Raw genomic sequence first — 25967 nt, forward strand, 5'->3', positions numbered from 1 at the left:
CACATCCAGCGACGCTGGTTTATAGGGTCATGCCGCCTGCGAGCATGCGCAGTGCGAGTATGGGCAGTGCGCCGAGCGCGATGGCCACGCCATAAGGCACGCCACGTGTGGCGGCCCACGGCCTGGCGAGGCCCGCGAGCCTCGCGGAAGGCGAGCGGCGCACCAGCCATCCCGCGGTCAGCGCGATGAGCGCGACGACGAGACCGGCAAGCGAGATCAGAACGAAGGTTGGCCATGCGAGACTCGCGCCAGACCACAAAAAAACCGCGGCGGCGAACTTCACATCGCCTCCACCCAGCATCCGTGCGGCGAACAGCAATGCGCCGACGAGAAACGCGAGCAGCGCTACGGCGACGTGCGCCGCGACCGCGCTCAGCGGCTCCTTCGCAAAGACCGCCACGAGAAAATACAGCAGTGCGACAACGCCGATCAGCGTGTTCGGCAAGCGTCGATGCACCACGTCGAACCACGCCAGGCTGACGAGCAGCGCGATGGTCACGGCGCAGGCAATCTGCTGCATTGAATGTCTTAACGGAAGAAAAAAAGAAAAATGAAGCGACCGGTCCAGGAAAAAGATGGCCGCCGGGGTAAGCGGCGGCCATCTCGAAGTCTACGAACGCCAAGGCGTTCTGACCTGACCGATGCTTAGGTCGTGCCGTTGATCGTATTCGTGATCTTCGTCATGAGCGACGTGAAGAGTCCCGGCAGACCCGTAGAGGTGCTGGACAGGACCGTACCGGCCGCAACAACTGCACCAACAACGATAGCGGCGAGAATTGCATATTCCAGCGCGCTAACACCGCGTTCGTCACGGCGGATTTTGTTAATCAACTTCAACATGATGATTGGCTCCAAGGGCGAATAAACACGCTCCGTCCCCCGTGACGGATTCGCGATTCACATTCTATGGAGTATTTGTAAAAAAACAATGTCTTATGTGCGCTAGACCCTGTAATTTTCTGACAGTTTGGCGTAGGCGGGACGCAATCCGTGACTCGTAAACGGGTAAGGTTTTAACCCTATGCGAGTGGAATGTCCCTCGCAAACGTTTTACTTGGCTCTATTTCACTCGCGGCACGTTCGAATACGTTGTTTACGCCAACCTGGGCCAGGAAAATTTTTCCGCTCGCAAACGGTTTCGTGAAAAACGTTGCGTTATCAACGATCTAGAAATAAAAAATCGCTCCGTTGCGTGGGCGGTACACTTCGCCGCTGGATAGGTAAATTCCCTCTCAGCAGTAACGCAAGGTAATTTTTTCTGATTCGTCGAGGCGGATTGCGAATGCCGGTTGGCGAGTTGCGGCCGGCGCGGGAAAAAATCGGCAAAAGCTCGTTAATGGTGCTTTAAAGGCCGTTTAAAGCGTCGAAAAGAGCCCCAAAAACCCCTCAATTCGGCGCTTTAAAACCCGGCATGCGCGAAGCTTTGCCGCATGGGCGTTTCACGCCGGGATTTCGGCCTCCACCAGCTTGCCCAGCAGCACCAGCGACTCCTGCCAGCCGAGATAGCAGGCCTCGACGGGAATCACCTCGGGGATGCCTTCCTGCACGACCTGCAGCTCGGTGCCGCAGAACACCTCGCGCAACTCGACCGTCGTCTGCATGACGCCGGGCAGGTGCGGATCGTCGAAGATGCCCGTGTAGCGAAGGCGCGTGTGCGGCACGAGTTCGAGATACTCGCCGCCGAACGCGTGACCGGGTCCGGTCGTGAAGTTGCTGAACGACATGCGATAGCGGCCGCCCACGGTGGCGTCGAGTTGATGGACGGTGGCCGTGAAACCGTTGGGCGGCAGCCACTTGACGAGCGCGGCGGCGTCGAGGAACGCGCGATAGACGCGCTCGGGCGGCGCGCGCAGCACGCGATGAAGGCGAACCGTGCCGGTAGCCATGCTGAGTCTCCTTGAGCGCGCGAACCGCGCATGAAAGTCCCGTCATGGTAGGTCATGCCGCGCACGGTGTGGCGCACTGGCGTCGATGCCGCGCGCATCGCCTAAACTTTTCATGGCGGGCGCGGCCGCATGGCGCCGGCCGCCGCCGCGCGCACGCGGCATCCGGAGGCATCATGAACGCTCAGGCGCAAGCGCCGCAGCAGGCAGCGCTTCAAGAATCGCAACCCGTCACGAATCGACCTTCGCATCGAACCGACTACGAAGGCTTCGAGATTCACGTGACGGCCACACCCCTCGAAGGCGGCGCGAGCCGCTACACCTACGCGGCCTACGTCTGCCATCCGGGCGCCAATGCCGCGCTGCCCGGCCACACGGTGCCGTTTCATGCGGATGGCGACGAAACCTGGCGCAGCGAACAGGAGGCCGTCGACGAGGCGATGCACGTCGGCCGCAGTATCGTCGACGGCACGCATCCCGATCTTTCCGTGCTCGCGCTCGTGACGCACGGCTACTGACGCCTGCGCGTTCGCGCTCGCGAGCGTGAGAGGGAAAAAGGAAAAAGGCCCGGACCGAAGTCCGGGCAAAGCCGCCGGATTGCCGGCGGCGGAGGTTTCCTGAGGCGAGCGCCAAAGCGCCGCATGAACTGCTGGCACCCCGTGCGGACCGGCCGCGGCGATGGCGCGGCAAAGGGGAAAGCGCGGCGGGCCCGCACCCGGAAACAGGGAGCGGGCCCGCGAGGCGGCGAGCGCGAATCGGCTAAGTCGTGAGCGCGCGAGGCGTGCGCTCAACGCGTTCGGGCGACGATCCGGCGCGCCGCGAAAACTGGCTTAGTTGCCGAAGTAGACCGGCTTGACGTTCGGCTGGGGGCTACCGGCTTGCGAGCTGCCGTTCGTCGACGCGCCGTAGGCCGTGGCTTGCGCCGCGCCGTTCTGCTGGTTCACGCGCGCTTCGGCGGCTTGCAGGTCTTCCGGGTAGTAGGGGCTCGACACGCCCGGACGATAGCCGGCCTGTTCGAGCTGCGCGAGTTCGGCGCGAACTTGCGCGCGGGTGACGGGCGCCTGGCTGGCCTGGGCGAACGAAAGCGCCGGAGCGGCGAGGACAGTGGCGGCGAGCGCGGCAGCGATCAGATTCTTCATGGTAACAACCTCCGAAAATTATGTATTCGATTCGTAACAATCGCGTTGTTTGAACCGTTGATGACACTTTATTGCGGCGCACATCAAAGATAAATATCGCGATATAGCAAACATCGTTACGTGAATGGAAATAATCGGCGGGGCCGGACGCCGGGCTGGGCGCGGGGCTGGACGATACGCGAACGAAATCGTCCGGGCGCGGCGTCAGGCAAAATAGCCGGATCGCGCAAGCGCGCCTTTCATCGACCACTCAAGTCCACGAGGAGAACTGCCATGAAGAACCGTCTCGGCCGCCAGGCACTGATCGCCGCCGCGCTCGCGGGGCTTTCGACCGCCGGCGCCACCGTCGCGCACGCCGACGACACCGTGAATTGCTACGGCGTAGCCAAGGCCGGCCACAACGACTGCGCGAGCAAGACCGGCGTGCACGACTGCGCGGGCCAGGCCAAGGTCGATCACGACAAGGGCGACTTCAAGACCATGCCGAAGGGCAACTGCCTCAAGCTCGGCGGCTCGCCGGAAAAGTGAGCGCGCCGGCATGACGGTATCGAGCGGTGCGGCGCCCCGTTGCGACGCCCCGGCGCAAGCGCCGGCGGGCGTGGGCGTCGGCTTGCGTCATGCGCATTACGGGGCGTTCATGGCGCCGCCCGCCGCCGCGCCCATCGCCGGCGCCATCGACTGGGTCGAGGTACACAGCGAGAACTATTTCGGCGATGGCGGTTACGACCTGCACGTGCTCGAGCACGTGCGCCGCGATCTGCCGGTGAGCCTGCATGGCGTGGGCCTCGGGCTCGGCTCGGCGGCGCCGCTCGACACGGCGCATCTCGCGAAGCTCGCGCGGCTCGTGGAGCGCATCGAGCCCGCCGTGGTGTCCGAGCACCTGTGCTGGGGCCGCGGCACGGCGGGCGCCTTGCACGATCTCCTGCCGATGCCGCTCACCCAGGCCGCGCTCGATCATCTGAGTGCGCGCGTCGCGCAGATGCAGGACGCGCTGCGCCGCAACGTGCTGATCGAAAATGTTTCGGCCTACGTACGATTTCGCGACGACGCCATGAGCGAAGCCGAATTTCTCGCGGCGCTCGCGCAGCGCACGGGTTGCGGCGTGCTGCTCGACGTGAACAATCTGTACGTGAATCAATGCAATCACGGTGAAGACGCGCTGGCGGCCATGGCCGCGCTGCCGCCGCAGGCGATCGGCGAAATTCATCTGGCGGGGCATCGCGTGACGCCGGACGCCGTGATCGACGATCACGGCTCGCGCGTCGCGCCGGAAGTCTGGGCGCTCTACGAAGCGGCGCTCGCCCGCTTCGGCGCGGTGCCCACGCTGATCGAATGGGACACCGGTCTGCCCGCGTTCGACGTGCTGCTCGACGAGGCGCAGTGCGCCCGCGCGCGCCTGGCGCGTCACGAGCAAGAGCACGTGCGCGAGCGCCGTGTCCTTCCCAGGCGCGAGCGCCCGGTTCGCCCTGGGCGAGAGGACGCGCACCCATGAGCGCCGCGCGCGACTCGCTCGCGCAAGCGCAGCACGCGTTCGCCGCCGCGCTGGACGACGCCGCCGCCGACGCCGCGCTCGCCCCCACCTTGCTTCCCGCCGACCCGGCCTTGCTGCACGCGCGGCTGGGCCTGTATCGCGGCAACGTGCGCGCGGCGCGCCGGCATGCGCTCGCGAGCGCGTATCCCGTGCTCGCCGCGCTCACCGGCGACGCGTATTTCGACGCGCTCGCGCTCGCCTATGCGCGCGCGCATCCGCCGCAAGACGCCGATCTCACGGGCTTCGGCGCCTCGCTGGCGGCATTCGTCGCGCACTATGAAAGCGAGCCGCGTTATGCGTATTTCGCCGATGTCGCGCGGCTCGAGTGGGCGCTGCACGTGGCCGCGTATGCGGCGAACGTCACGCCCTGGAGCGCGGCGCACTGGCAAACGGTGGACGCGGGGCGTCTCGCGCAGGCGCGGCTCCGGGTGCATCCCGCGTGCGCCGCGCTCGCGTTGCGCGCGGACGCGCCCGCGATCTGGCGCGCGCACCAGCCGGGCGGCGCGTGGCCCGAGCGGATCGACACGCCCGCGTGGACGCTGGTGGTGCGGCCGCAATGGCGCCCGGCCTTGCTCACGCACACGCCGGCCGCGCATGCCGCGTTCATCGCGTTGAGCGCGGGCACCTCGCTCGACGAAGCGCTCGCGCTGGCGTTCGATGTCGATGCCGCGTTCGACTTCGGCGGCACCTGGCGCGCGTGGATCGAGGCGGGCGCGATCGTCGACATGAGCGAGACATGAGCGAAATCCGGCGACGATAGCGCGGTGATAACGCGGTGATAACGCGATCGGCATAACGCAAGGAATCCCAACTAATCGCGTGAATCGCTCACGCGGTCCTCACGCAATCCGCGAGAAAATCCCGCGCAAGCTCGACGCTCAATCCGGCACTTTGTTCGGAGGAATCGCGCGTAAAACCGCGTGCGCATGCCGCGCGGCCAACCGGAATTGTCCCCATGGCGCGCGGGCGCGCCGCATGCGACGATGCAGGCCTGCACGCGGCGTGTGCCTTCGATCGCCGGTCCTCAGGCCGGCAGATCGACAGCGCCGCCGCGCGATGCCAGTCGAGACCGACGCATCATGATGACCCGCCGCCCCCATGCCGTGCTCGCGATCGGCATTGCGCTCGCCGCAGTGCTGACGCTGGTCGCCGCGTGGGTCATGGCGCAGATGCGGCACGACGCGCTCGCGAGCGCGCGCGCCTCCGCCTACAACATGGCGCTGCTGTTCGAGCGCGACACGGCGCGCAATTTCGACGTCTACGCGCTCTCGCTGCAAGCCGTGGTCGACGCGCTCGCCGACCCGCGTCTCGCGAGCCTCGCGCCCGACATTCGCCAGCGCGTGCTGTTCGACCGCGCGGCATCGGCGAACCATCTCGGTGCGATTCTCGTGACCGACGCGGCGGGCAACGTCACCTTCGACTCTCATGCCGTCAGGCCGCGCCAGATGAATCTCGCCAACCGCGACTTCTTCGCCGTGCAGCGCGAGACGCCCACTACCGGCCTGTATGTGAGTCGTCCGTTCATTCCGCGCGACGAGCCCGGGCAAGCGACCATCGGGCTGAGCCGCCGTCTCTCGAATCCCGACGGCTCGTTCGCGGGCATCGTGGTCGGCACCATGCGGCTCGACTATTTCCGGCAGCTGTTCAGCGGCGTCGATATCGGCACGAACGGCGCCATCGCGCTCACGCTGCTCGACGGCACCGTGCTCATGCGCCGTCCTTACGATCCCGCGCTGATCGGCCAGAAGCCCGATTATTCGGCAATTTTCCAGCGTGCGGCGCAAAACGCGGCGAGCGGTTTCTTTGCCTCGGCGCCCGTCGACGGCGTGCGGCGCTGGTTCGCGCTGCGTCGCGTCGAGGGCTTTCCGCTCGTGTTCGGCGTGGCGATCGCGGCCGAGGATATCTACCGCGAATGGCGCGTGCGCGCGTGGATCATCGGCACGCTCACGGCGTTGCTCGACGCCTCGCTGATCGCGCTCGCCGCGATGTTCACGCGCCAGTTGCGGCGGCGTGTGGTGGTGGAAGAAGAGTTGCGCGCGCAGGCCGGCACCGACGCGCTCACGTCGCTCGCGAACCGGCGCGCCTTCGAGGCGCGCGCCCTGCACGAATGGCAGCGTGCGCGCCGTGCGGGCGGCGGGTTGTCGCTGGCGCTGCTCGACGTGGACCGCTTCAAGCGCTTCAACGACCGCTACGGCCATCTCGCCGGCGACGACGCGCTCGCGGCCGTCGCGCACGCGATCGACGCGCACGGGCGGCGCAACGCCGGCGGAGTCGGCAACTTCGCGGCGCGCTACGGCGGCGAGGAGTTCGTGCTGCTGTTGCCGGAGCTGCCGCCCGCCGCCGCGCTCGCGCTCGCCGAGACCGTGCGCGCGGCCGTGGAAGCGCTCGGCGTGCCGCATGGCGATAGTCCGTCTGGCGTATTGACGGTGAGCGTGGGCGTGGCGTGCACGGCGCAGGGCGCGTTCGCGGACTGGCGCGCGCTGGTGGACGCCGCCGACGCCGCGCTCTATGCGGCGAAGCGCGCGGGCCGCAACCGCGTGGCGGCATGGCAACCGACGCTCGCCGCCGAGGCGCGCGGCGAGGCCGTCGAACGGGAAGCACGCCGACGCTGATCGTCAAATTTTACCCGGGTATATTGCATTCTTTAATTTACCCGGATAAAATTCGGCGCATCTTTGGCACTCGGCGAGGCAACACCATGAACCCCATTCAACGCGATGCCGCGACTTGCACCGCCTTCGCGGGCACGCAGCGGATCGCGCGCGGCGCGCCGCCGGCCGTGGCGCTCGCGGTCAAGGCCCATCTCGAGCGTGGCGAAGACGCCGCGATCCTCGTCTTCGACGACCGCGACGCGCGCCCGCTCGAGTTCGACCTGCGCGGCACGGCAAGCGAGATCGCCGCGCGCCATGCCGTGGAGGCGGCGGCCGGGCCCCGCGCGGGAGATGACGCCACGGCGGCCGCCACGGCGCACGAACCCGAAGACGGCGCGCCGCGTGGCCGCGGCCGTCCGAAACTCGGTGTGGTGGCGCGCGAGGTCACGCTGCTGCCGCGGCACTGGGAATGGCTCGCGGCGCAGCCGGGCGGCGCCTCGGTGGTGTTGCGGCGGCTGGTGGACGGCGCGCGTCACGCGAGCGAGGCGAAGGACCGCAGGCGTCACGCGCAGGAAGCGGCGCACCGTTTCATGACGGCGCTGGCGGGCAATCTGCCCAGTTACGAGGACGCGCTGCGCGCCCTTTACGCGGGTGAGCGCACGCGCTTCGAGACGGCGCTCGCGGGCTGGCCGGACGACGTGCGCGATTACGCGGGCGCGCTGGCGGCGGGCGCGTTCGACTGAGCGCCGAGAAAGCGACGCCGGCGAAGCAAGCGGAAAACAAAAGACAAAACGAAAAAGCGCGGACGAAAAAGCGCGGACGAAAAAAAACCGCTCGAGCCGGAAAGCAGGAGCGGAGAAGTCGGAGAGTTTACAACTAACAACCTCTGCATGAACTGTCATGGGGTCACGCAGCAAAGAAAGTGTAGATTCCGCTCCCGCGGGCTGATATAGGACCAGTCTGAATCTGGGCGAGTTTGCCTAAATCAGCCCGACTTCGCCCGAAGCGGTGCGCGCTTTGTCCAGTGCGACGAAGCGCGGCTGGCAAGCCCGCAACAGCGGCCACGCGCGCGCCCACGCGCTGCTTGCCACGCCGATTCCGGCTCCGTACACTCGCGCCTGATTTCCCTTTTCGGCCGCCGCCGCCGCGCAGTTTTCCTGCTCGCGGGCCCACGTGCGCCTATAAACAGAACCATATCCCGCCGGAGGAACCCGATGTCCGACTCCTACTTCCCGCGCTGGCGTGCACAGACAGGCGCCGTCAAAAGCGTCGTCGCGCCCGACGAACGGCTCGCGTGGCCCCAGATGTTCGCGATGGGCGTGCAGCACGTCGTCGCCATGTTCGGCTCCACCGTGCTCGCGCCGCTGCTCATGGGCTTCGATCCGAACCTCTGCATCTTCATGTCGGGTATCGGCACCTTGCTGTTCTTTTTCGTCGTGGGCGGGCGCGTGCCGAGCTATCTGGGCTCGAGCTTCTCGTTCATCGGCCTCGTGATCGCGGTCACGGGCTACGCGGGCCACGGCCCGAACCTGAACATTCCGGTCGCGCTCGGCGGCATCATCGCGTGCGGCGTGGTCTATGCGCTGATCGGCCTGGTCGTCTCGGCGGTGGGCACGAAGTGGATCGAAACGCTCATGCCGCCGGTCGTGACCGGCGCGATCGTCTGCGTGATCGGCCTGAATCTCGCGCCGATCGCCGTGAAAGGCGTGAGCGGCTCGCAGTTCGACTCGTGGATGGCGATCGTCACCGTGCTGTGCGTGGGCGGCGTGGCCGTGTTCACGCGCGGCATGCTGCAGCGCCTGCTGATTCTCGTTGGCCTCATCATCGCCTACGTGATCTATGCGATCGTCACCAACGGCATGGGCCTCGGCAAGCCGATCGACTTTTCGGTCGTCGCGAACGCCGCGTGGTTCGGCCTGCCGAAGTTCAGCGCGCCGGTGTTCGATCCGCACGCGATGGCGCTGCTCGTGCCGATCGCCGTGATCCTCGTCGCCGAAAATCTCGGCCACATCAAGGCCGTTTCGGCGATGACGGGCTACAACCTCGACCGCTACATCGGCCGCGCGTTTCTCGGCGACGGCATCGCGACCGTCGTCTCGGGCTTCGCGGGCGGCACGGGCGTGACGACCTATGCGGAAAACATCGGCGTGATGGCCGTCACCAAAATTTACTCGACGCTCGTGTTCGTGATCGCCGCCGTGATCGCGCTCGTGCTCGGCTTCTCGCCGAAGTTCGGCGCCGTGATCCAGACGATTCCGGGCCCGGTGCTGGGTGGCGTCTCGATCGTCGTGTTCGGGCTGATCGCGGTCACGGGCGCGCGTATCTGGGTCGTCAACAAGGTCGACTTCTCCGACAACCGCAACCTGATCGTCGCGGCCGTCACGCTCGTGCTGGGCGCGGGCGACTTCTCGCTCAAGCTCGGCGGCTTCGGTCTGGGCGGTATCGGCACGGCCACGTTCGGCGCGATCATCCTGTACGCGCTGCTGCGCAAGAAGCCCGCGCAGGAAGCGGCGGTGTGAGCGTCGATTAGAGGCCGATGCCGCGTCTGCGCGGCGCGAACGCCTTCACGCGCGGCGACGGTGGTCCGTCCCGCGCGTTTGCTTTTTTTCGGCGCTGAAGAACCGCGCGCCGTTCACGCGCGAGTGCGGCCGCGCGAGGTCATCGCGGTTTCGGCGAGATCGACTTCGCGCATCAGCTTGGCGAGCGTTTCGTCGTTGATGCGCATGTGATTGCGCAGCGCGACCAGCGTGGCGCGTTCGGCGCGCATGCCCGCGAGGCGCATTTCGAGTTCGAGCGCTTCGGCGCGGCGCGCGTGGGCGCTGCGGTCGCGGTCGGCGTCGAGCGAGGCGAGGCGGCGGCGATAGCCGTCCATGACGCGCGCGGTGACGTCGGCGGCGTAGGCGGCTTCGGCTTCGTCGAGGTTTTCGGTGGCCTGTTCGTGCACGGCGTCGACGGCGCGAATCGCGGCCTGCGCCGCCTGCACGCGCGCGGCGCGCTCCTCGGCCGCGTGCGGTCCCTGGGCCGCGCGCCGCACGCCGCGCAACAGCAACGGCAAGCCCACGATCGCCACCAGCAGCGAAGCGAGGATCACGCCGGTCGCAATGAAAATGGCGCTGTCGCGGCCCGGCAGCGGCGCGCCGTTCGCGAGCGTCACGGGCAGCGAGAGCACGCCCGCGAGCGTGACCGCGCCGCGCACGCCGGCCACCGTTGTGATCGCGACCGTGCGCAACCCCGGCACGGCGTTCGTCACGCCGTGACGCGCCGCGCCGCGGCTCGCGACCCAGCGCAGCAACCACACCCACGAAAAGCGCATGGCGTAGAGCGCCACGAGCACGGCCGCGATATAGCCGAGCAGGCGCAGCATCTGCACGTCGCTCGTGTGATGCGCGTCGAGCAGCGCTTTGCCGAGAATGCCCGGGAACTGCAGGCCGAGCAGCGTGAACACCATGCCGTTGAAGACGAATTCGATCATCGACCACGTGCTCGAGGCGCGTACGCGCGTCGACACCGGGCCCGTGTGCGCGGTGCTCGTGTAGTTCATCATCATCCCGGCGGCCACGGCGGCCAGCACGCCCGAGACGTCCAGATGCTCGGCGAAGAGGTACGCGGCGAACGGAATCAGCAGCGTGAGCACCACGCCGGGCGCGGGGTCGCCGTCTTCGGTCACGTTCAGGAAGCGCGCGGAAACGAAGCTGAACACCCAGCCGATCACCGCGCCCAGCGCGAGGCCGCCCGCCGCGATCAGGAAGAAGCTCAGCGTGGCCGCGCGCAGCGAAAACACGCCGGTGAGCGCGGCCGCCACGGCGAACTTGAGCGCGACGAGGCCGGACGCGTCGTTCATCAGCGCTTCGCCTTCGAGGATGTGCATCAGCTGCGCGGGAATGCGGTCCTTGCCGGCGATGGCCGAGAGCGCCACGGCGTCGGTGGGCGAGAGCACGGCCGCGAGCGCGAAGGCGACTGGCAGCGAGATCTGCGGCACGAGCCAGTGCGCGAAATAGCCGACGGCGACCACCGTGAGCAGCACGAGCCCGAGCGCGAGCATGAGGATCGCGCGGCGCTGCATGAAGAACTCGCGCTTGGGAATGCGCCAGCCGTCCGCGAACAGCAGCGGCGGAATGAACAGCGCCATGAAGATGTCGGGATCGAAGGTCACGTGCGGATTCACGCGCGGGAACGTGAGCAGCGCGCCGATGCCGATCTGCACGAGCGGCAGCGGCAGCTTCACGGGGATGACGCGCACCACGACGCCGGAGACGGCAACGGCGAGCAGCAGAATGAGAACGGTGAAAAGAATGGCCATCGAGACGTGAGGATCGGCGCGCGCGGCGGCGCGCCTGCGTGAATTCGGGTGGCGTGGCGCGGACGCGTTCGCCGTGATCGGGCTTGCCGTGACGGCGGCTACCGTCGCTTCCGCTGCCGCGACCCGATCTGCGCGACCCGATCTGCGTGATCCGGTCTACGCGACCCGATCGTGCCAAAGCGGGCGCCGAGGCTTGCGGCAAGCGGGCTAGCCAGCGGAGAAGTCGGCGCAATAGCCAGCGACGAAGCGACCGGCGGCGGCCGGGCGGGCCACAAGTGTAGCCCGAGGCCGCGTTGCGCCGCCGCGAGGCGCGCAGCGCACGGCGCGCGATGCGGCGCGTGCGCCTCCTGCGGCCGCCTGCTTTCTTGCGACGCTGTGTGCGCCACCGCCGGCGCAATCCCGCGGCGAAAGGCGCACGATATCGGTGCATCGCGCACGGTTGCGCGCGGTGCATGGCGTGCCCACTTGCGGCGCACGCGGCGGCTTGTCGCATCCTTTGCGATGCATGCCGGATCGCGAACGCGGGCGAGCACGGACCTTGCTTAGTCTCGCTCGTGACGCACGGTAGCAACGCAACGGCATCGATGCATCGGCATCCGCCACGGGCGAGCGCGCAGCGTTTTCCAGGCGCCAGAGGACAGCATGACCACAGAGCAACAGGACAGACCGGCCGCGGCCCCGCACGGCCTCGATCTCAGCGTCACTTCGGGGCTGACGCGCTATAGCGCGCAACATGGCGGGCTCACGCTCACGAGCGTGTTCCAGCCCGTCTTCAGTCTTTCGCACATGCGCGCGGTGGGCTACGAGGGGCTGCTGCGCGCGCACGACGCGCTCGACCGCAACGTCTCGGCCGCCGACGTGTTCGGCGGCGCGGCGCGCGTGGGCGAGGCGCTGCAAGTGGACCGGCTCACCCAGGCGCTGCATCTGGAGAACTTCGCGCTGCTCGGCGCGGAGCGCGAATGGCTCTTTCTCAACGTGCACCCGGGCACGCTGATCGAGTCGTACAACACGGCGGCGCTGCTCGCGAACCTGCGGCGGCTGAACATCGCGCCGCGCCGCGTGGTGCTCGAAGTGCTCGAAGAAGAGGGCACCGATCTCGAGGCGCTCGCGCACGCCATCGACGCCTTCCGGGCGCGCGGCTTTCTCGTCGCGCTCGACGACTTCGGCGCGGGCAATCTCGACATCGGCCGCGTGTGGCAGCTGAATCCCGACATCGTCAAACTCGACCGCATCATGCTGCTGCATGCGCAGCAGCGCGCCGACCGCGCCGCGACCCTGCCCGCGCTGGTCGCCTTGCTGCACGACGCGGGCAAGCTCGTGCTGATCGAAGGCGTGGAAACCGAGCACGAGGCGCAACTCGCGCTCGCCTGCAACGCCGACTTCGTGCAAGGCCAGTTCTTCGCGCGGCCCGCGCCGGGTCTCGCCGATGCCGCCCACGCGCAGGCCGTGATCGCCGACGCCACCGAGCGTTTTCGTCAGCAGACCGAAACGCGCGAGCGCGGCACGACCAACCGGCTCGCGCCGTATCTGCGCGCGTTCGAGCGCGCGGCCGAGCGGCTTTCGGCGGGCGAACCACTCGAAGAAGTGTGCTGGAATTTTCTCGCGCTCGATCACGCGGCGCGCTGCTACCTGCTCGATGCGAACGGCCGCCAGGCGGGCCGCAACGTGGTGCTGCGCGTGGATCGCGCCGAACGCGACGCGCGCTTCCTGCCGCTCGAGGACGCGCAGGGCGCGAGCTGGCTGCGGCGCCCGTACTTTCGCGCGGCGCTCGTCGCGCCGGGGCATGCGCACGTGACGGGGCCGTATCTGTCGATCAACGAGGCGCTGCCGTGCGTGACGATCTCGATAGCCGTGCAGGTGGGCGAACGCATGGGCGTGCTATGCGGCGACGTGGACTGGCACGAGGGCGAGGAAGCGGTGGGGTGAGGGCGCCGGGGTTGACTCAATCTGAATGTCGATAAAAAGCCGCGAGTGCTGCCAGCACTCGCGGCTTTTCACAACGACCACGCGGACAACTTCGCGGCAAGCTACTTCGCCACCACCACCGGAATGCCGCGCAGCGCGCCCGCGCCCTTGAACGAATCCAGCGCTTCCTGCACCGCCGGGCTCGTGCGCGCATCGAGCTTCAGGCGCGCGGCCAGGTCGCGTTCGCTGCGCTTCACGGCCGCCACGTTCGCGAGTTTCACGTGCCCGTAGCCGCGCACGCGCTGATGCAGATTCGCGAGCCGCGCGATGTCGTCGGCGTTTTCGGCGGTGAGGTGAGCGAACGCGCCGCGCAGCGTCGCCTCGTAGTCGTCGGCGAGCGCGCGTTCCATGCGGCGCTCCAGCGTCTTGCCGAACGGGTCGAGCCACGTGCCGCGCACGCCGCGACCCTTCTGCAACAGCCCGAACGCGCTCCAGATCCACTGGCCGAACTGCATCTTGCGCGGCTGCTGGCCGTTCTTTTCGCGTGCGACGAGCGGCGGCGCGAGGTTGAACTTCACCGTGAAGTCGCTGCCGGCCTTGCCTTCGAACTGCGCTTCGAGCGCGGCGCGGAACGCCGGGTCGGCGTGCAGGCGCGCAACTTCGTATTCGTCCTTCACCGCGAGCAGCTTGAAGAACGTGGTGGCAACGGCGCGCGCGAGCGTTTGCTCGAGGCTTGGGTCGGCCTGACGCGCGGCGTCGGCGAGTGCGCGATACCGCTTCACGTAGCGCGCGCCGCCATAGGCGAGCAGACGCGCTTCGCGGTCGGCGATCAACGCGTCGAGCGTTTGCGTGAGCTGGCGCGTGCTGGCTTTGGCGGCGGCATTGGCGAGCTTCGCGCGTTGCGTGTCGAGGGCTTCGAGCGCGGCCGGATCGGCGGCGGCGAGGCGGCCAATCGCGAACGCGAACAGGTTCGCCTGCACGGCCACGTTGTTCAGCTCGATGGCGCGCGTGAGCGCGGCGAGCGACACCGGCACGAGGCCGAGCTGCCACGCGAAGCCGAGCATGACGATGTTCGCGCCGATCGTGTCGCCCAGATAACGCTGCGCGAGCGCCTGCGCGTCGCAGGTCGAAAGCGGGTCTTGTGCCGACGTGTGGCCGTTGGTGGCGGCATGGCGCATCTTCGCGAGCAGCGCGTCGGCGTGCAGGTTCGCCTCGGGGTTCTGCACGAAGGTCGCGTTCGGAATCTCGTGCGTGTTCACGACGATGCGCGTGCGGTCGTGGCGCACCGTTTGCAGCGCGTCGGGGCTCGCGCCCACCACCATGTCGCAGGCGAGCAGCAGGTCGGCCTGTTGGGTATCGATGCGCACCTGGTTGAGCAGCGCGTCGGTGGCCGCGAAGCGCACGAACGACAGCACCGAGCCGCCCTTCTGCGCGAAGCCCATGAAGTCCAGCACCGAGGCGCTCTTGCCTTCCAGATGCGCGGCCATGCTGATGAGCGCGCCCACCGTCACCACGCCCGTACCGCCCACGCCCGTCACGAGAATGTCGTACGGCGCGTTATCGAGCGGCGTGGCGGGCACGGGCAGCGCGTTCACGCGCGCGGCCAGCGCCTCGGGATCGAACGCCGCGCCCGCGGCCTTCCTGATCTTGCCGCCTTCGATCGTCACGAAGCTCGGGCAGAAGCCGTTCACGCACGAGTAGTCCTTGTTGCACGACGACTGGTCGATACGGCGCTTGCGGCCGAGCTCCGTCTCCACCGGTTCCACCGAGAGGCAATTCGATTGCACGCCGCAATCGCCGCAGCCTTCGCAGACTTCCTCGTTGATGAACAGACGCTTGTCCGGGTCGGGAAACTCGCCTTTCTTGCGGCGGCGGCGCTTTTCGGCGGCGCAGGTCTGATCGTAGATGAGCACGGTCACGCCCGGCGTTTCGCGCAATTCGCGCTGCACCGTGTCGAGTTCGCTGCGATGGTGGAACGTCGTGCCCTTCGGAAACTGACCGTGATGGCCGTCGTACTTCTCGGGTTCGTCGCTCACCACGACGAAGCGCGACACGCCTTCGGCCTCCACCTGGCGCGCGATCTGCGGCACCGAGATCGTGCCGTCCACGGGCTGGCCGCCCGTCATCGCCACGGCGTCGTTGTAGAGGATCTTGTAGGTGATGTTGGCCTTCGCGGCCACGGCCTGGCGGATCGCGAGAATGCCCGAGTGGAAGTAGGTGCCGTCGCCGAGATTCTGGAACACGTGCGGCGTTTTCGTGAACATCGAATGCGAGGCCCAGTCCACGCCTTCGCCGCCCATCTGGATCAGACCCGTGGTGTCGCGCTCCATCCACGAGGCCATGAAGTGACAGCCGATGCCGGCCTGCGCGACCGAGCCCTCGGGCACTTTCGTCGAGGTGTTGTGCGGGCAGCCCGAGCAGAAGTAGGGCGTGCGCTTCACGGCGTCGGCCACGTTCGAGAGGATCTGCGGCGCGACCAGATCGACCACGCGCTCGCGGCGGTCGAGCGCGGGCTTGTGCTTCGCGAGCCACGCGGCGAACACGGGCAGAATGCGCGAGGGCCGTAGTTCGCCGAGATCGGAGAGCAGCAGCGTGCCGTCTTCCGCATGCTTGCCGACGATCGCCGGGCGCGCGCCGCTCGTACGGTTGTAGAGGTGATCCTTGATCTGCTGCTCGATCACCGGGCCTTTTTCCTCGATCACGAGCACGTTGTCGAGACCGGCCACGAACGCGTCGATACGCGACATCTCCAGCGGAAACGAGAGCCCGACCTTGTAGATGCGCACGCCCGCCGCTTCGAGATCGGCGACGGTGAGGTCGAGCCGGCGCAGCGCTTCCATCAGGTCCAGATGCGCCTTGCCGCAGGTGACGATGCCCACGTTCGCGTGCGGGCTCGGCGCGATCCATTTGTCGATGCTGTGGGCGCGCGCGAAGTGGCGCACGGCGTCGAGCTTGGCGGCGAGACGCTGCTCGATCGCGAGACTCGGCAGGTCGGGCCAGCGGTTATGCAGGCCGCCCGGCGGCGGCGTGAAACCCGCGGGCGCGGGCCAGTCGGTCTGGATCGCGTCGAGGTCGACGGTCGAACCCGACTCCACCGTTTCCGAGATCGCCTTGTAGCCGACCCACGCGCCCGAAAAGCGCGAGAGCGCCCAGCCGTACAGGCCGAATTCGAGCATGTCGGCGATATTCGACGGATTCACGACCGGCATGTGCCACGCCATCAACGCGAAGTCGCTCTGGTGCGGCATCGACGACGACACGCAGCCGTGATCGTCGCCCGCCACCACGAGCACGCCGCCATGCGCCGAGGAGCCGTACGCGTTGCCGTGCTTGAGCGCGTCGCCCGCGCGATCCACGCCCGGGCCTTTGCCGTACCACATCGCGAACACGCCTTCGACAGTGCGCTCCGGGTCGGCTTCCACGCGCTGCGTGCCGAGCACGGCCGTGCCGCCCAGTTCCTCGTTGATGGCGGGCAGGAAGCGCACGTCGGCGGCTTCGAGCAGTTTCTTCGCCTTCCACGCCTGCTGGTCGACCATGCCGAGCGGCGAGCCGCGATAACCGCTGATGAACCCCGCCGTGTTCAGCCCGTGCGCGCGGTCGAGCGCGCGCTGCATGAGCGGCAGGCGGATCAGCGCCTGGGTGCCGGTCAGGAAGATACGGCCGCGCGTGGCGGTGAGGTTGTCGGTGAGCTTGTAGTCGGCGAGAGGGGGCGAGTCGAGCGGCGAAGCAGGCGTGTCACCGAAGGCGGGGCGCGCGGTCATGGGGGGAGTCTCCGTTTTGTGCATTCGCCAGGCGCTTCACTAACACCGGCGATGAAGACTCTATTTTTTCGCGCCAATGACGGAAATATTTTGCTAACTCTGCGGGTGCGCTCCCCAATTGCGCCAAATGCCGCTCATGTTTGCGGGGTTTCGAGTGAGATTTTTCGCGGCGCCCCAACCGTGGCGCGGCCTAGATCATCCGCGGTCCGTAGGGCTTTTTCCCGTCGAAGGGCACGACATCGTGAAAGTGCGTGTAGTCCATCGTGCTGATGCCGCCCTCGTCGCTCATCAGGTCGACGTAGCGGTAGTGCCAGTGGATGTGCTGGTCGGACCAGCTGTAGCGCGCCTGCATGGTCTGCGCCGTGGACTCGTCGGAGCCCTCGATCACCACGTGCAGCGAGGCGTTCTGGCCTGCGAGCGTCGCGGCCGTCGCGCCGAACAGCGGGCTCGATTCGTCGATCACGTGCATGAGATTCCAGCCGAGCGTGAACAGCGGATGCTGGTCGCGCACGAGCTTGAGGTCGTGAATGCGCCGCGACGAGAAGCCTTCGGGCGAGGTTTCGACGCGAATCAGGCGCAGCTTGGCGCCCGCTTCGGCGATCACGTTCTGGCGCGCGTTGGCGGCGCGCACCATCAGCGTGAGACGGCCTTCGATGGGATGCACGACCGCTTCGCGCGCGAACATGATCTTGGCGCGCGGCCGCGAGAAGCGGGCGAAGATCAGGCCCGTCGCCAACGCGATGCTCGACATGCCGACGAAGATTTCGAGCGTGGCGATCGCGTGCGCGTAGAGCGTTTGCGGATGCATGTCGCCGTAGCCGACCGTCGCGAGCGTTTCCACGCTGAAGAAGAACGCGCCGAGAAAGCCGCGCGGATACTGGTTCGCGATAGGCGCCGCGCCGATCTGGTAGAGGCACGCGAACACGCCGTTGAGCAGCAGAAAGAGCCCCGCGAGCGAGGCGAAGAACGTGGACCAGCGCATGGTGAGCGCCGAGTGGTAGAAGTCGCCCCAGGTTTGCACCGGCATGCCGTAGACGAGCACCTCGCGCGCGCCGATGCGCAGGCGGCGGCCCGGGCCGCGGCGCGCGGCGGCGGCGGTGTCGGTCGCGGGCGTTTCGGTGTTCGCGCTGGACGGCGGGCGCGGCTGCGCGCCCGGCTGCGCGCCCGGTGTCTCCACGGGCGCAAACTCGGCCTGCTGCGCCGCTTCCTGATGGGCGAGCCGCTCCGGCGTGTCGGGCGTCATGATGGTCCTCTGCGTTCCCTGAGGCGGAAAAGGAGAGCGTAGCAACGCCGGGGAAGCCGGACAAGCTGGCGGCGGGCCATGGCCTGCCGGCGTGAGAGGGACGTGCGCGATCGGCCCGGACGATGCCGCCTCGCCATGCACCCGGGCCGTCGCGAGGCGGCGCGCGGGATGGTCAGCGTCGATGAAAGCCGTGGGGTGCGAGGTGAATCGAGGAAAGCCGTGCCTTCAGGGAAATCACGACATCAGGGAAAGCCGTGCCTTCAGAGAAATCACGACATCAGGGAAAGCCGTGCCTTCAAGGAAATCACGACATCAAGGAAAGCCGTGCCTTCAAGGAAAGCCGTGCGGCTTCGGAATGCCGGCGCCGTGCTCGATGTCGGCGATGGCCTGGCGGCGCGCGGCTTCGACGGCTTGCGCAGGTGCGTCGAAGCCCGCGTTGCCGCCGATCGTGACCCACGGCTGCACGGCCGTGTCGCGATGCGTGATCTGATATTCGGCGTCCCAGCGCGCGCCCTGCAGTTCGAGCGGATGCACGTGGATGGCGTAGACGCCGTGGAGGAAAAGCTGTTCGGCCATGATCATCTCCAGCCGGTTCGCGGTCGAACCCGGGACTACCGTTCTACAGTTCCAGCTCGCCAAGCAGGCGATGCGCGAGCGCCTTGGCTTCCTCGAGGGCTTCTTCCGGCGTACCCGAGGCCGCTTCGACTTCGTAGAGCGCGTTCTCGAGATCCTCGCCGTCGTCGCGCGCCAGAGAGACCAGGCCCTGGTACGTGCCCGCGTTGCCCGCGTTCATGGGACGCACCGTGGCGACGGCCGTGTAGATTCCCTTGGTGTAGGTGACGTCTTCCATACCCAGCTCCTCGTGGAGGGAAAATCCCGCGTCGACATCAGGCTGTGTCTGACATCCATGCGGGTCGATTCCATGCTAGCACGTTGCCAGCGGCGCTGCGGGGCACGCATGTGACGGCTGCGCGGCAGCTTCGTGACGCGGCTGGCCAGCGTGTGGCGTGTGGCGCGTGGCCTCGCGGGGAGCGGGGAGCGGGAAAGCCGGGTAGGGCACGGGGCGCGCCCGAGGCGGTCGTGCGGTGGCGTACGTGTCGTACGTCTCGTACGTCTCGTACGGTGGCGGCATGGCGCGCCGCGCGCGGGAAGGCAGCCGAGGCGCAGGCCTCGATCCGCCCTCGATCGAATCGATCGACTTCAACCAGGGTTCAACCGATCCACCATCGACACGCCATCGACACACCAGTCGAACCCCGGCCGGCCCTCAATCCGCGATCAGCGCGACGACTTCGTCGAGCGTCGGCGAATGCGCGCCCGCGCGGCGGCAGGCGGCGGCGCCCGCGGCGAGCGCGAACGCGAGATGCTGGCGCCAGTGGCGTTGCGGCGTGCTCATCAGGCTGAACAGCAGACCGCCGATCGACGCGTCGCCCGCGCCCACCGTATCGGCCACTTCCACCCGCGGCGGCGCGGCCTCGATCACCTCGTCGCCCACGTAGAGCGTGGCCGCCTGCGCGCCGCGCGTGACGAGCAGCGTGGCGGCGGGATTGAGCGCGCGCAGCGCCGCGATCGCTTCGGCTTCCGCAAGACCCGGAAACAGCATGCGCAGGTCTTCGTCCGAAGCCTTGATGAGATCGGCGAGCGCCGCCATGCGGTGCAGGATCGGCTCGTAGCCGTGCGCCATGAGGTTGCGGTAGTTCGGATCGAAGCTGATCTTCACGCCGGCCGCGCGCAACTCGGCCGCGAGCGTCGCGAGCGTTTCGCCGAGCGGCTGGCGCACGAGGCTGATGCAGCCGAAGTGCGCCCACTTCGCGTGCGCGCGCCAGCCTTCGGGCAGCTTCGCGGGGTCGAAGGCGAGGTCCGCGCTGTTGTCGCCGATGAAGTAGTACGCGGGCGGGTGCGTCTGATGCACGATCGCGAGCAGCGGCGCGCGCTCCACGCGCTGCATGAAGCGCATGTCGAGACCGGCGGCGACGCTGGCGTTCCAGAGCTCGTCGGAGAAGTTGTCGGTGCCGAGCGCGCCCACGCAGGCCGTGGGCAGGCCGAGGCGCGCCACCGCGCGCGCGACGTTCCAGCCCGCGCCGCCCGGATGCGCGCGCCAGTGCGAATCCGTGCCTGCCTGCCCGCCCGGCACGGACGCGTGCGCGCTGCCTTCGGGCGCGGGACCGCGCACGAGGTCGGTGAGGATGTCGCCGGCCGAGATGAAGGCCGGGAAGCCGGAGGAGAAGTCCGGACCGGTGCTGCAAGTGCTCATCGTCGTGTTCCTTGTGCTTCGTTGCGGCGGAATCGGGCCGCTGTCTCGATCGTTGGAATGCGTATGCCGGTTGCCCGTACGCCGGTTGCCCGTACGCCGGATGCCCGTATGCCGGATGCCCGTACGCCGGTCGCTGGCGTTACGGCGCGTCGTGCGGCGCCGCCTCGCGGCCGACGACCGGCGCCATGCCGCGCCCGGGCAAACCGTTCAGCGCTTCGTAGCAGGCGCCCATGGTGTGGTAGTCGGTCTTGCCGGCCGGGCTCTTTTCGTCACTGTACTTGCGGTTGTCGCAGGTGAGGATGCGATACCACGCGCCGTAGCGATGATCGACGAAATGCTTCCAGCTGTAGCGCCAGATTTCGTCGTACCAGTCCCAGAAGCGCTCGTTGCCGGTGCGCTTGCCCAGCAGCGCGGCGGTGGCGAAGGTCTCGGCCTGCACCCAGAAGTATTTGTCGTGATCGCACACGGTGTAGTCCGGGCCGAAGCCGTAGTACAGGCCGCCGTGGTCGTTGTCCCACGCGTGCGCCATGGCCGCGTCGAACAGTTCGATGGCGCGCGGCAGCAGCCACGGCAGCGGACGATGGCGCTCGATCAGCAGCAGCAGCTTCGCCCACTCGGTCTGGTGGCCCGGCTGGAAACCCCACGGACGGAAGATGTTCGAGCTGTCTTCCTCGTTGTAGTGCCAGTCCACCGACCAGTCGGCGTGATAGTGCTCCCACACGAGCCCTTGCGACAGCTTCGCCTGGCGCAGCGTGATGTTGCTCGCGACACGCTCCGCGCGGTCGAGATAGACGAGATGGCCGGTCGCCTCGTACGCGGCGATCAGCGCCTCGGTCGTGTGCATGTTGGCGTTCTGGCCGCGATAGCTCGAAACGGTCCAGTCGGGCGTGGCTTCGTCGGCGTAAAGGCCGGCCGCGCCGTCCCAGAAGCGGTGTTCCATCAGCTCGAAGGTCGCGGCGATCATCGGCCTGGCTTCCTCGATGCCCGCCATCGCGGCGTGCGCATACGCGAGCAGCACGAAGGCGAGACCGTAGCAATGGCGCGTGCCGTCGAGCAACTGTTTCTGGCCGTCGCGCCAGTCGATCTCCCAGTCGTAGCCTTGCCGTTGCGGGTCCCAGTGACCGTCGCGCAGGAATTGCAGGCCGTGGCGCGCGTATTCGAGATGCTGCGGATCGCCGAACTCGCGATACGCCATCGCATAGTTGAACACGAAGCGGCAGCTGCTCACGAGGTGGCGCGAGTGCGCGTTGTAGATCGAGCCGTCGTCGCGGAAATAGTGGAAGAAGCCGCCCGTGCGGTCGAACACGTTGGGCGCGTAGAAGCGCAGCGTGTCCTGCACGTGACCGAGCAGGAAGCCGCGGTCGCGAAAGCTCGCGACGGCCGGCGCGGCGGTTTGCGAATCGGTCGGTGAAGCGTTTTGTGAAGCTGGTTGTGAAGCAGAAGGCGGAGTAGCGGTCGTCGTCATGGCGTTCTCTTCTTGCTGGACTGCGTGCTGGAGTCGGGTGGACGAGGCGTGCACGCCGATTGTGGCGTCAACGGGTTTTTTGCGGCGCTTCGGTGGCTACCGTGGCTTCGGTGGCTTCGGTGGCTTCGACCGCGGCGGCGGCATGCGCGACGGCAACCGCGCGCGCGGCGCGTGGCGCGCGCGCGGGTTTGGCCGCCGCTTTGAGCGATGTCGATGTCGATGTCGATGCCGATAAAGCGGGCGCTGTCACGGCGGATACGACCGCGTGCGTGTCGCGACCGCCATCGGCATGAACCGGCGTTTCGGGCGGCGCGGCGGGCGTGCATGCGCCCGTGCTCAACGTGGCTAACGTGCTCGCGCGCGCGACCAGCTGCACCGGCAGGCGGATCTCGCTGTGCGCCGGCGCTTCTTCGAGCAGCAGTTCGACGCCGCGCCGCCCGAGCGCTTCTTTGTCGACGGCGATGGTCGAAAGCGCGGGCGAGGCGTGCGTGGCGCCCGGAATATCGTCGAAACCGACGATGGCGATGTCTTCGGGCACGCGCAGGCCGTTCGCCGCGCACACGCGCATGGCCGCGAGCGCGGCGGCGTCGTTGTAGGCGAACAGCGCGTCGGGCGGCGGCCGCGATTCGGCGCGCGCCGTGTCGATCAGCCGCTGCATGGCGAGCGCGGCGCCGGTGTCGGGGTCGAGGCCGCCGTCGAGGGTGGTTTCGAGCGAAGGATCGAACAGCAGGCCCGCCTCGAAGAACGCGCGCCGGTAGCCGAGCGCGCGCTGCGCGATGCTGTAGTGCGCGAGCGAGCCGCCGATGAACGCGATGCGCCGCCGCCCGAGCGCGAACAGATGCTGCATGGCGAGCGCGGCGCCCGCCGCGTTGTCGACGTTCACGGAGCGCAGGCCTTGCGCCCACAGATCGATCAGTACGAGCGGGCGTTGCAGCGCGACCAGCGCGGCGAGCGTTTCGGGCTCGACGAAACCGGCCACGGCGATGGCGTCGGGCGCGTGCAGGCGTAATTGCTGCACGGTGTCGTCGGCGGGACCGGCGGTGAGGAGCGCGGGCACGATCGCGCGTTCGCGGCAGGCGTCTTCCACGCCGTGCAGCACATGCGAGAAGAACGGGCTGGCCGCGAAGTTGTTGTGCTGGCGGTGCAGCAGGAAGGTCAGACGGCGTATGCGCGGCCGCAATTGCGCGATGTCGTAGCCCAGCGCGCGCGCCACTTCGACCACGCGCTCGCGCGTGGCCTCCGACAGACCGGGCTGATTTTTCAACGCGCGCGACACCGTGCCGATCGACACGTTGGCGGCCTGCGCGACGTCACGAATGGTTGTCCCCATGTTCGGCTCTTGGTTCCGCTGCGTCCTCCAGGTGCGGGGCATTGTATAGTAAAAAGCATCGAAAAAAGCCCGGGTTTACGTTCGGAACACCACGTAACACCGCGTAATCACTCAGATAAACGCAAAATAATTTGTTTAGTAAAATGAACTAAACATATTCTCCGGGCACGCCGGTTGCGGAAGGGCTGGCGCTAATCACTTCACTCTCGGAGGCATCATGCTTAGCACCCTGCTTCTGGTTGTCCTGATCCTGTTGCTCGTCGGCGCCTTTCCCGCCTGGCCGCATAGCCGCTCGTGGGGCTATGCACCGTCGGGCACGCTCGGCGTCGTGCTGATCGTCGTTATCGTGCTGGTGTTGATGGGCACGATATGACCGTTCGCGTTGCGTGACGGCGTCCTGCGTGTTCGCGCGCAGGGCGTCGAAACGCAAAACGGGCCGGCGCGCGGCAATTGCCGCGCGGCCGGCCCGTTTTCTTTTGGGGCGCCGCTAAAGGATCGACCGCTAGCTCACGGCCGGCCCGATCGCCCGGTCAACGATCACCCCCGGGCACGCTGGTGAGCGTGGGAAAGCGTTCGTTGGCTTCGATCACGAACAGCCCCGACGCTTCCTGTTTCGCGCGCCGTTTGGCCAATGCCGCGAGCGAGGCGATCGCGTCGCTGCTATGGCGCGCGCCGTCGCCGGGCGCGACGCGCACGCAGCCGATCGCCATCGTCACGAAGGTGAAGAAGGTCGGATTGCCATGGCGGTCTTCGCCGTGGATGCCGCCGCCGCGCCGGTCCTCGGGCGCGTAGAAGCGCAGCGCGCCCGCGTTGAACGTCTGGATCGCGCGGCACGCGAGGTCGCGCCAGCTTTCGCTCTGGAACAGGATCAGGAAGTCGTCGCCGCCCACGTGGCCGAGAAAGTCGCGCGTGGGATCGCACACGTCGGCGAGCACCTGCGCCGCGAACTTCAGCACTTCGTCGCCCTGCCAGTAGCCGTACTGGTCGTTGAACGGCTTGAACTGGTTCAGGTCGACGTAGCACGCATGGAAGCCCGCGTCGTGCGACAGCAGCCGCTCGATATGCGAGCTGATCGGAATGTTGCCCGGCAAAAACGTGAGCGGATTCGCGTAACGCGCGGCCTGGATGCGCACTTCGGTCACGGCGCGCACGAGGCTTTCGCCGGTGCCGAGACCGGCGTAGCGGCCGTTGTCGGTGAAGACGAAACCGTCGGCGAGATAGCGCTGGTCGTCGCTCGCGAGCAGCGTCGCCATCTGCTCCACGCTCATGGTCTGCTCGATCAGCACGGGCGAGGCGTTGGCGAACTGCATGCAGGCCTTCTTGCCGAACAATTCGCGGTGATACGGCAGCGCGTAGCGGTCCATGAAAGCGCGCCGGTTGATGAGCGCGACCGGCGTCTCGCCCTCGACCACGGCCACCGCGTGCAGGTCGGCGCGGCTGTTGAAGAGTTCGAGCACGTCGTTATTGGTCGCGTGACGCGGCAAGGCGGGCGCGCGCACCCGCATTTTCTCGGCGGGCGCGGTGCCCGCGGCCTGCGTCGCCGCGCTGCGCGTGGCTTCCGGAAACACGGCGATATGGCCCGCGCGAATCGCCTCGCGCGCTTCGGGCGCGAGCGCGCGCAGCGGCTCGGTTTCCGGCCGGCCGAAGAAGAAGCCCTGGCCGCAGGCGATGCCCATGTCGCGCAGCACGATCAGGTCGGCGGCGTTTTCGATGCCCTCGGCCACGAGCCGCGCGCCGCTCGCCTGCGCGAAATGCTGCATGGCGCGCACGGCTTCGAACTTGAGCGGGTCGTTGGCGATGTCGTGAATGAAGAAGCGGTCGATCTTGACGATGTCGGGTTGCAGCCTGGCCCACAGGCTCAGGCTCGCGTTGGCCGTGCCGTAGTCGTCGAGCGCGAACTGGGCGCCCGCCGCGCGCAGGCGTTCGACCACGGGCGCGAAGTCGCGCAGGTCGTCGACGGCGCTTTGCTCGGTGAGTTCGATGACGATGCGCGCGGGATCGATCGGGCCGCTGAAGAGCGCGCGCGCGGCGTCGCCCGCGTCGCCGGTTTCGGTGAACTGGCGCAGCGCGTCGGCGCTGAAATTGAGGAACAGTTTGGCGGGCGAGTCGAGCCGCGCGAACGCTTCGATACAGGTGAGTGCCGCTTCGCGTTCGAGCGCGGCCGTGCAGCCTTCGGCGTGGGCGCGCGAAAACAGCGCCGCGGGAGATTCGAGCGGCGAGCCGGCCGGCCCGCGAATGAGCCCTTCGTAGCCCAGGATCGCGCCGTTCTCGAAATCGACAATCGGCTGAAAGACGGCGCGCAACTGGCGTTGGGCGATCAAAGCCCCAACACCGGGCGCGGCGCGTAGGAGTGGCGCGCGAGCAGACATGAACAAGCCAGGACGGGCGTAGACGTTGGATTTAACGGCAAATGATCGGATGAATTAAGTGAAATTTTGGTGACAGAAACGCGGATTCCGGCCATGAAAAGTCGCGCAACCGTTTGCGCGCCGCCAATCCGTGGCGCATAAACGTCATTTCCATGTCAGATTCGGGCTGTCATATTACGGATGATTTGGCCCGATA

At 67.6% G+C, this 25967-nt stretch carries 21 protein-coding genes and 1 pseudogene; 9 read left to right on the forward strand and 13 right to left on the reverse strand.

The window, feature by feature from the left end; all coding sequences use genetic code 11:
- Nucleotides 1–19: 19 nt before the first annotated feature.
- The 3 genes from FAZ98_RS00685 to FAZ98_RS00695 all read right to left on the reverse strand — a co-directional run bounded on the left by FAZ98_RS00685 (nt 20) and on the right by FAZ98_RS00695 (nt 1886).
- Nucleotides 20–520 carry an A24 family peptidase gene (locus FAZ98_RS00685; protein ID WP_158947815.1) on the reverse strand — a complete coding sequence of 167 codons (501 nt, stop codon included), beginning with the start codon at nt 518–520 and terminating at the stop codon, nt 20–22.
- A gap of 125 nt (nt 521–645) precedes the next feature.
- Nucleotides 646–840: a Flp family type IVb pilin gene (locus FAZ98_RS00690; RefSeq protein WP_158947817.1), complete on the reverse strand. Its 195-nt coding sequence runs from the start codon at nt 838–840 to the stop codon at nt 646–648.
- 599 nt (nt 841–1439) lie between these two features.
- A complete protein-coding gene (locus FAZ98_RS00695; RefSeq protein ID WP_158947819.1) occupies nt 1440–1886 on the reverse strand; it encodes an SRPBCC family protein in 447 nt (148 codons plus the stop codon).
- Between the two features lie 173 nt (nt 1887–2059).
- Between FAZ98_RS00695 and FAZ98_RS00700 the strand changes: the two genes are divergently transcribed.
- Entirely contained in the window at nt 2060–2401 is a 342-nt protein-coding gene (locus FAZ98_RS00700) for a hypothetical protein (protein WP_233272629.1), read from the forward strand.
- 312 nt (nt 2402–2713) lie between these two features.
- Here the strand turns inward: FAZ98_RS00700 and FAZ98_RS00705 are convergent, their stop codons facing one another.
- Nucleotides 2714–3022 (reverse strand): DUF4148 domain-containing protein, encoded by a 309-nt coding sequence (locus FAZ98_RS00705; RefSeq protein WP_158947821.1) that lies wholly within the window; start codon nt 3020–3022, stop codon nt 2714–2716.
- Between the two features lie 273 nt (nt 3023–3295).
- Between FAZ98_RS00705 and FAZ98_RS00710 the strand changes: the two genes are divergently transcribed.
- From FAZ98_RS00710 to FAZ98_RS00735, 6 genes are all read left to right on the forward strand, one after another.
- Nucleotides 3296–3550: a BufA1 family periplasmic bufferin-type metallophore gene (locus FAZ98_RS00710; RefSeq protein ID WP_158947823.1), complete on the forward strand. Its 255-nt coding sequence runs from the start codon at nt 3296–3298 to the stop codon at nt 3548–3550.
- A gap of 10 nt (nt 3551–3560) precedes the next feature.
- A complete protein-coding gene (gene bufB, locus FAZ98_RS00715; protein ID WP_158947825.1) occupies nt 3561–4514 on the forward strand; it encodes an MNIO family bufferin maturase in 954 nt (317 codons plus the stop codon).
- On the forward strand, nt 4511–5293 hold the full coding sequence (locus FAZ98_RS00720) for an HvfC/BufC N-terminal domain-containing protein (protein WP_158947827.1): 783 nt from the start codon (nt 4511–4513) through the stop codon (nt 5291–5293). Before bufB ends, FAZ98_RS00720 begins: the two co-directional genes overlap by 4 nt.
- A 339-nt stretch (nt 5294–5632) precedes the next feature.
- Entirely contained in the window at nt 5633–7165 is a 1533-nt protein-coding gene (locus FAZ98_RS00725) for a sensor domain-containing diguanylate cyclase (protein WP_158947829.1), read from the forward strand.
- 86 nt (nt 7166–7251) lie between these two features.
- Nucleotides 7252–7887 carry a DUF2239 family protein gene (locus tag FAZ98_RS00730; RefSeq protein WP_158947831.1) on the forward strand — a complete coding sequence of 212 codons (636 nt, stop codon included), beginning with the start codon at nt 7252–7254 and terminating at the stop codon, nt 7885–7887.
- 471 nt (nt 7888–8358) lie between these two features.
- Nucleotides 8359–9663 carry a solute carrier family 23 protein gene (locus tag FAZ98_RS00735; protein ID WP_158947833.1) on the forward strand — a complete coding sequence of 435 codons (1305 nt, stop codon included), beginning with the start codon at nt 8359–8361 and terminating at the stop codon, nt 9661–9663.
- 113 nt (nt 9664–9776) lie between these two features.
- On the opposite strand, the gene FAZ98_RS00740 is transcribed toward FAZ98_RS00735, so the two are convergent.
- Entirely contained in the window at nt 9777–11444 is a 1668-nt protein-coding gene (locus FAZ98_RS00740; protein WP_158947835.1) for a Na+/H+ antiporter, read from the reverse strand.
- A 642-nt stretch (nt 11445–12086) separates the two neighbouring features.
- Here FAZ98_RS00740 and FAZ98_RS00745 point away from each other — a divergent pair.
- On the forward strand, nt 12087–13370 hold the full coding sequence (locus FAZ98_RS00745; RefSeq protein WP_158947837.1) for an EAL domain-containing protein: 1284 nt from the start codon (nt 12087–12089) through the stop codon (nt 13368–13370).
- Between the two features lie 101 nt (nt 13371–13471).
- Here FAZ98_RS00745 and FAZ98_RS00750 read toward each other — a convergent pair whose 3' ends face one another.
- From FAZ98_RS00750 to FAZ98_RS00780, 7 genes and pseudogenes are all read right to left on the reverse strand, one after another.
- Nucleotides 13472–17110 carry an indolepyruvate ferredoxin oxidoreductase family protein gene (locus FAZ98_RS00750; protein WP_158947839.1) on the reverse strand — a complete coding sequence of 1213 codons (3639 nt, stop codon included), beginning with the start codon at nt 17108–17110 and terminating at the stop codon, nt 13472–13474.
- Between the two features lie 190 nt (nt 17111–17300).
- On the reverse strand, nt 17301–18353 hold the full coding sequence (locus tag FAZ98_RS00755) for an ion channel (RefSeq protein WP_158947841.1): 1053 nt from the start codon (nt 18351–18353) through the stop codon (nt 17301–17303).
- A gap of 330 nt (nt 18354–18683) precedes the next feature.
- Nucleotides 18684–18929, reverse strand: a complete 246-nt coding sequence (locus FAZ98_RS00760) for a hypothetical protein (RefSeq protein WP_158947843.1) — start codon at nt 18927–18929, stop codon at nt 18684–18686.
- Nucleotides 18930–18972: 43 nt separating this feature from the next.
- Nucleotides 18973–19203, reverse strand: a complete 231-nt coding sequence (locus FAZ98_RS00765; protein WP_158947845.1) for a hypothetical protein — start codon at nt 19201–19203, stop codon at nt 18973–18975.
- A 417-nt stretch (nt 19204–19620) separates the two neighbouring features.
- Nucleotides 19621–20607, reverse strand: a complete 987-nt coding sequence (locus FAZ98_RS00770) for a carbohydrate kinase family protein (protein ID WP_158947847.1) — start codon at nt 20605–20607, stop codon at nt 19621–19623.
- Between the two features lie 139 nt (nt 20608–20746).
- On the reverse strand, nt 20747–22072 hold the full coding sequence (locus FAZ98_RS00775; protein WP_233272630.1) for an AGE family epimerase/isomerase: 1326 nt from the start codon (nt 22070–22072) through the stop codon (nt 20747–20749).
- Nucleotides 22073–22418: 346 nt separating this feature from the next.
- A pseudogene (locus FAZ98_RS00780) lies at nt 22419–23402 on the reverse strand (LacI family DNA-binding transcriptional regulator); the annotation flags it as partial.
- A 217-nt stretch (nt 23403–23619) separates the two neighbouring features.
- Here FAZ98_RS00780 and FAZ98_RS00785 point away from each other — a divergent pair.
- Nucleotides 23620–23775: a DUF3309 family protein gene (locus tag FAZ98_RS00785; RefSeq protein ID WP_158947849.1), complete on the forward strand. Its 156-nt coding sequence runs from the start codon at nt 23620–23622 to the stop codon at nt 23773–23775.
- A gap of 157 nt (nt 23776–23932) precedes the next feature.
- Here the strand turns inward: FAZ98_RS00785 and FAZ98_RS00790 are convergent, their stop codons facing one another.
- Nucleotides 23933–25771: an EAL domain-containing protein gene (locus FAZ98_RS00790; protein ID WP_158947851.1), complete on the reverse strand. Its 1839-nt coding sequence runs from the start codon at nt 25769–25771 to the stop codon at nt 23933–23935.
- Nucleotides 25772–25967 lie beyond the last annotated feature (196 nt).

This window comes from Paraburkholderia acidisoli (assembly GCF_009789675.1).
Classification (GTDB): Bacteria; Pseudomonadota; Gammaproteobacteria; order Burkholderiales; family Burkholderiaceae; genus Paraburkholderia; species Paraburkholderia acidisoli.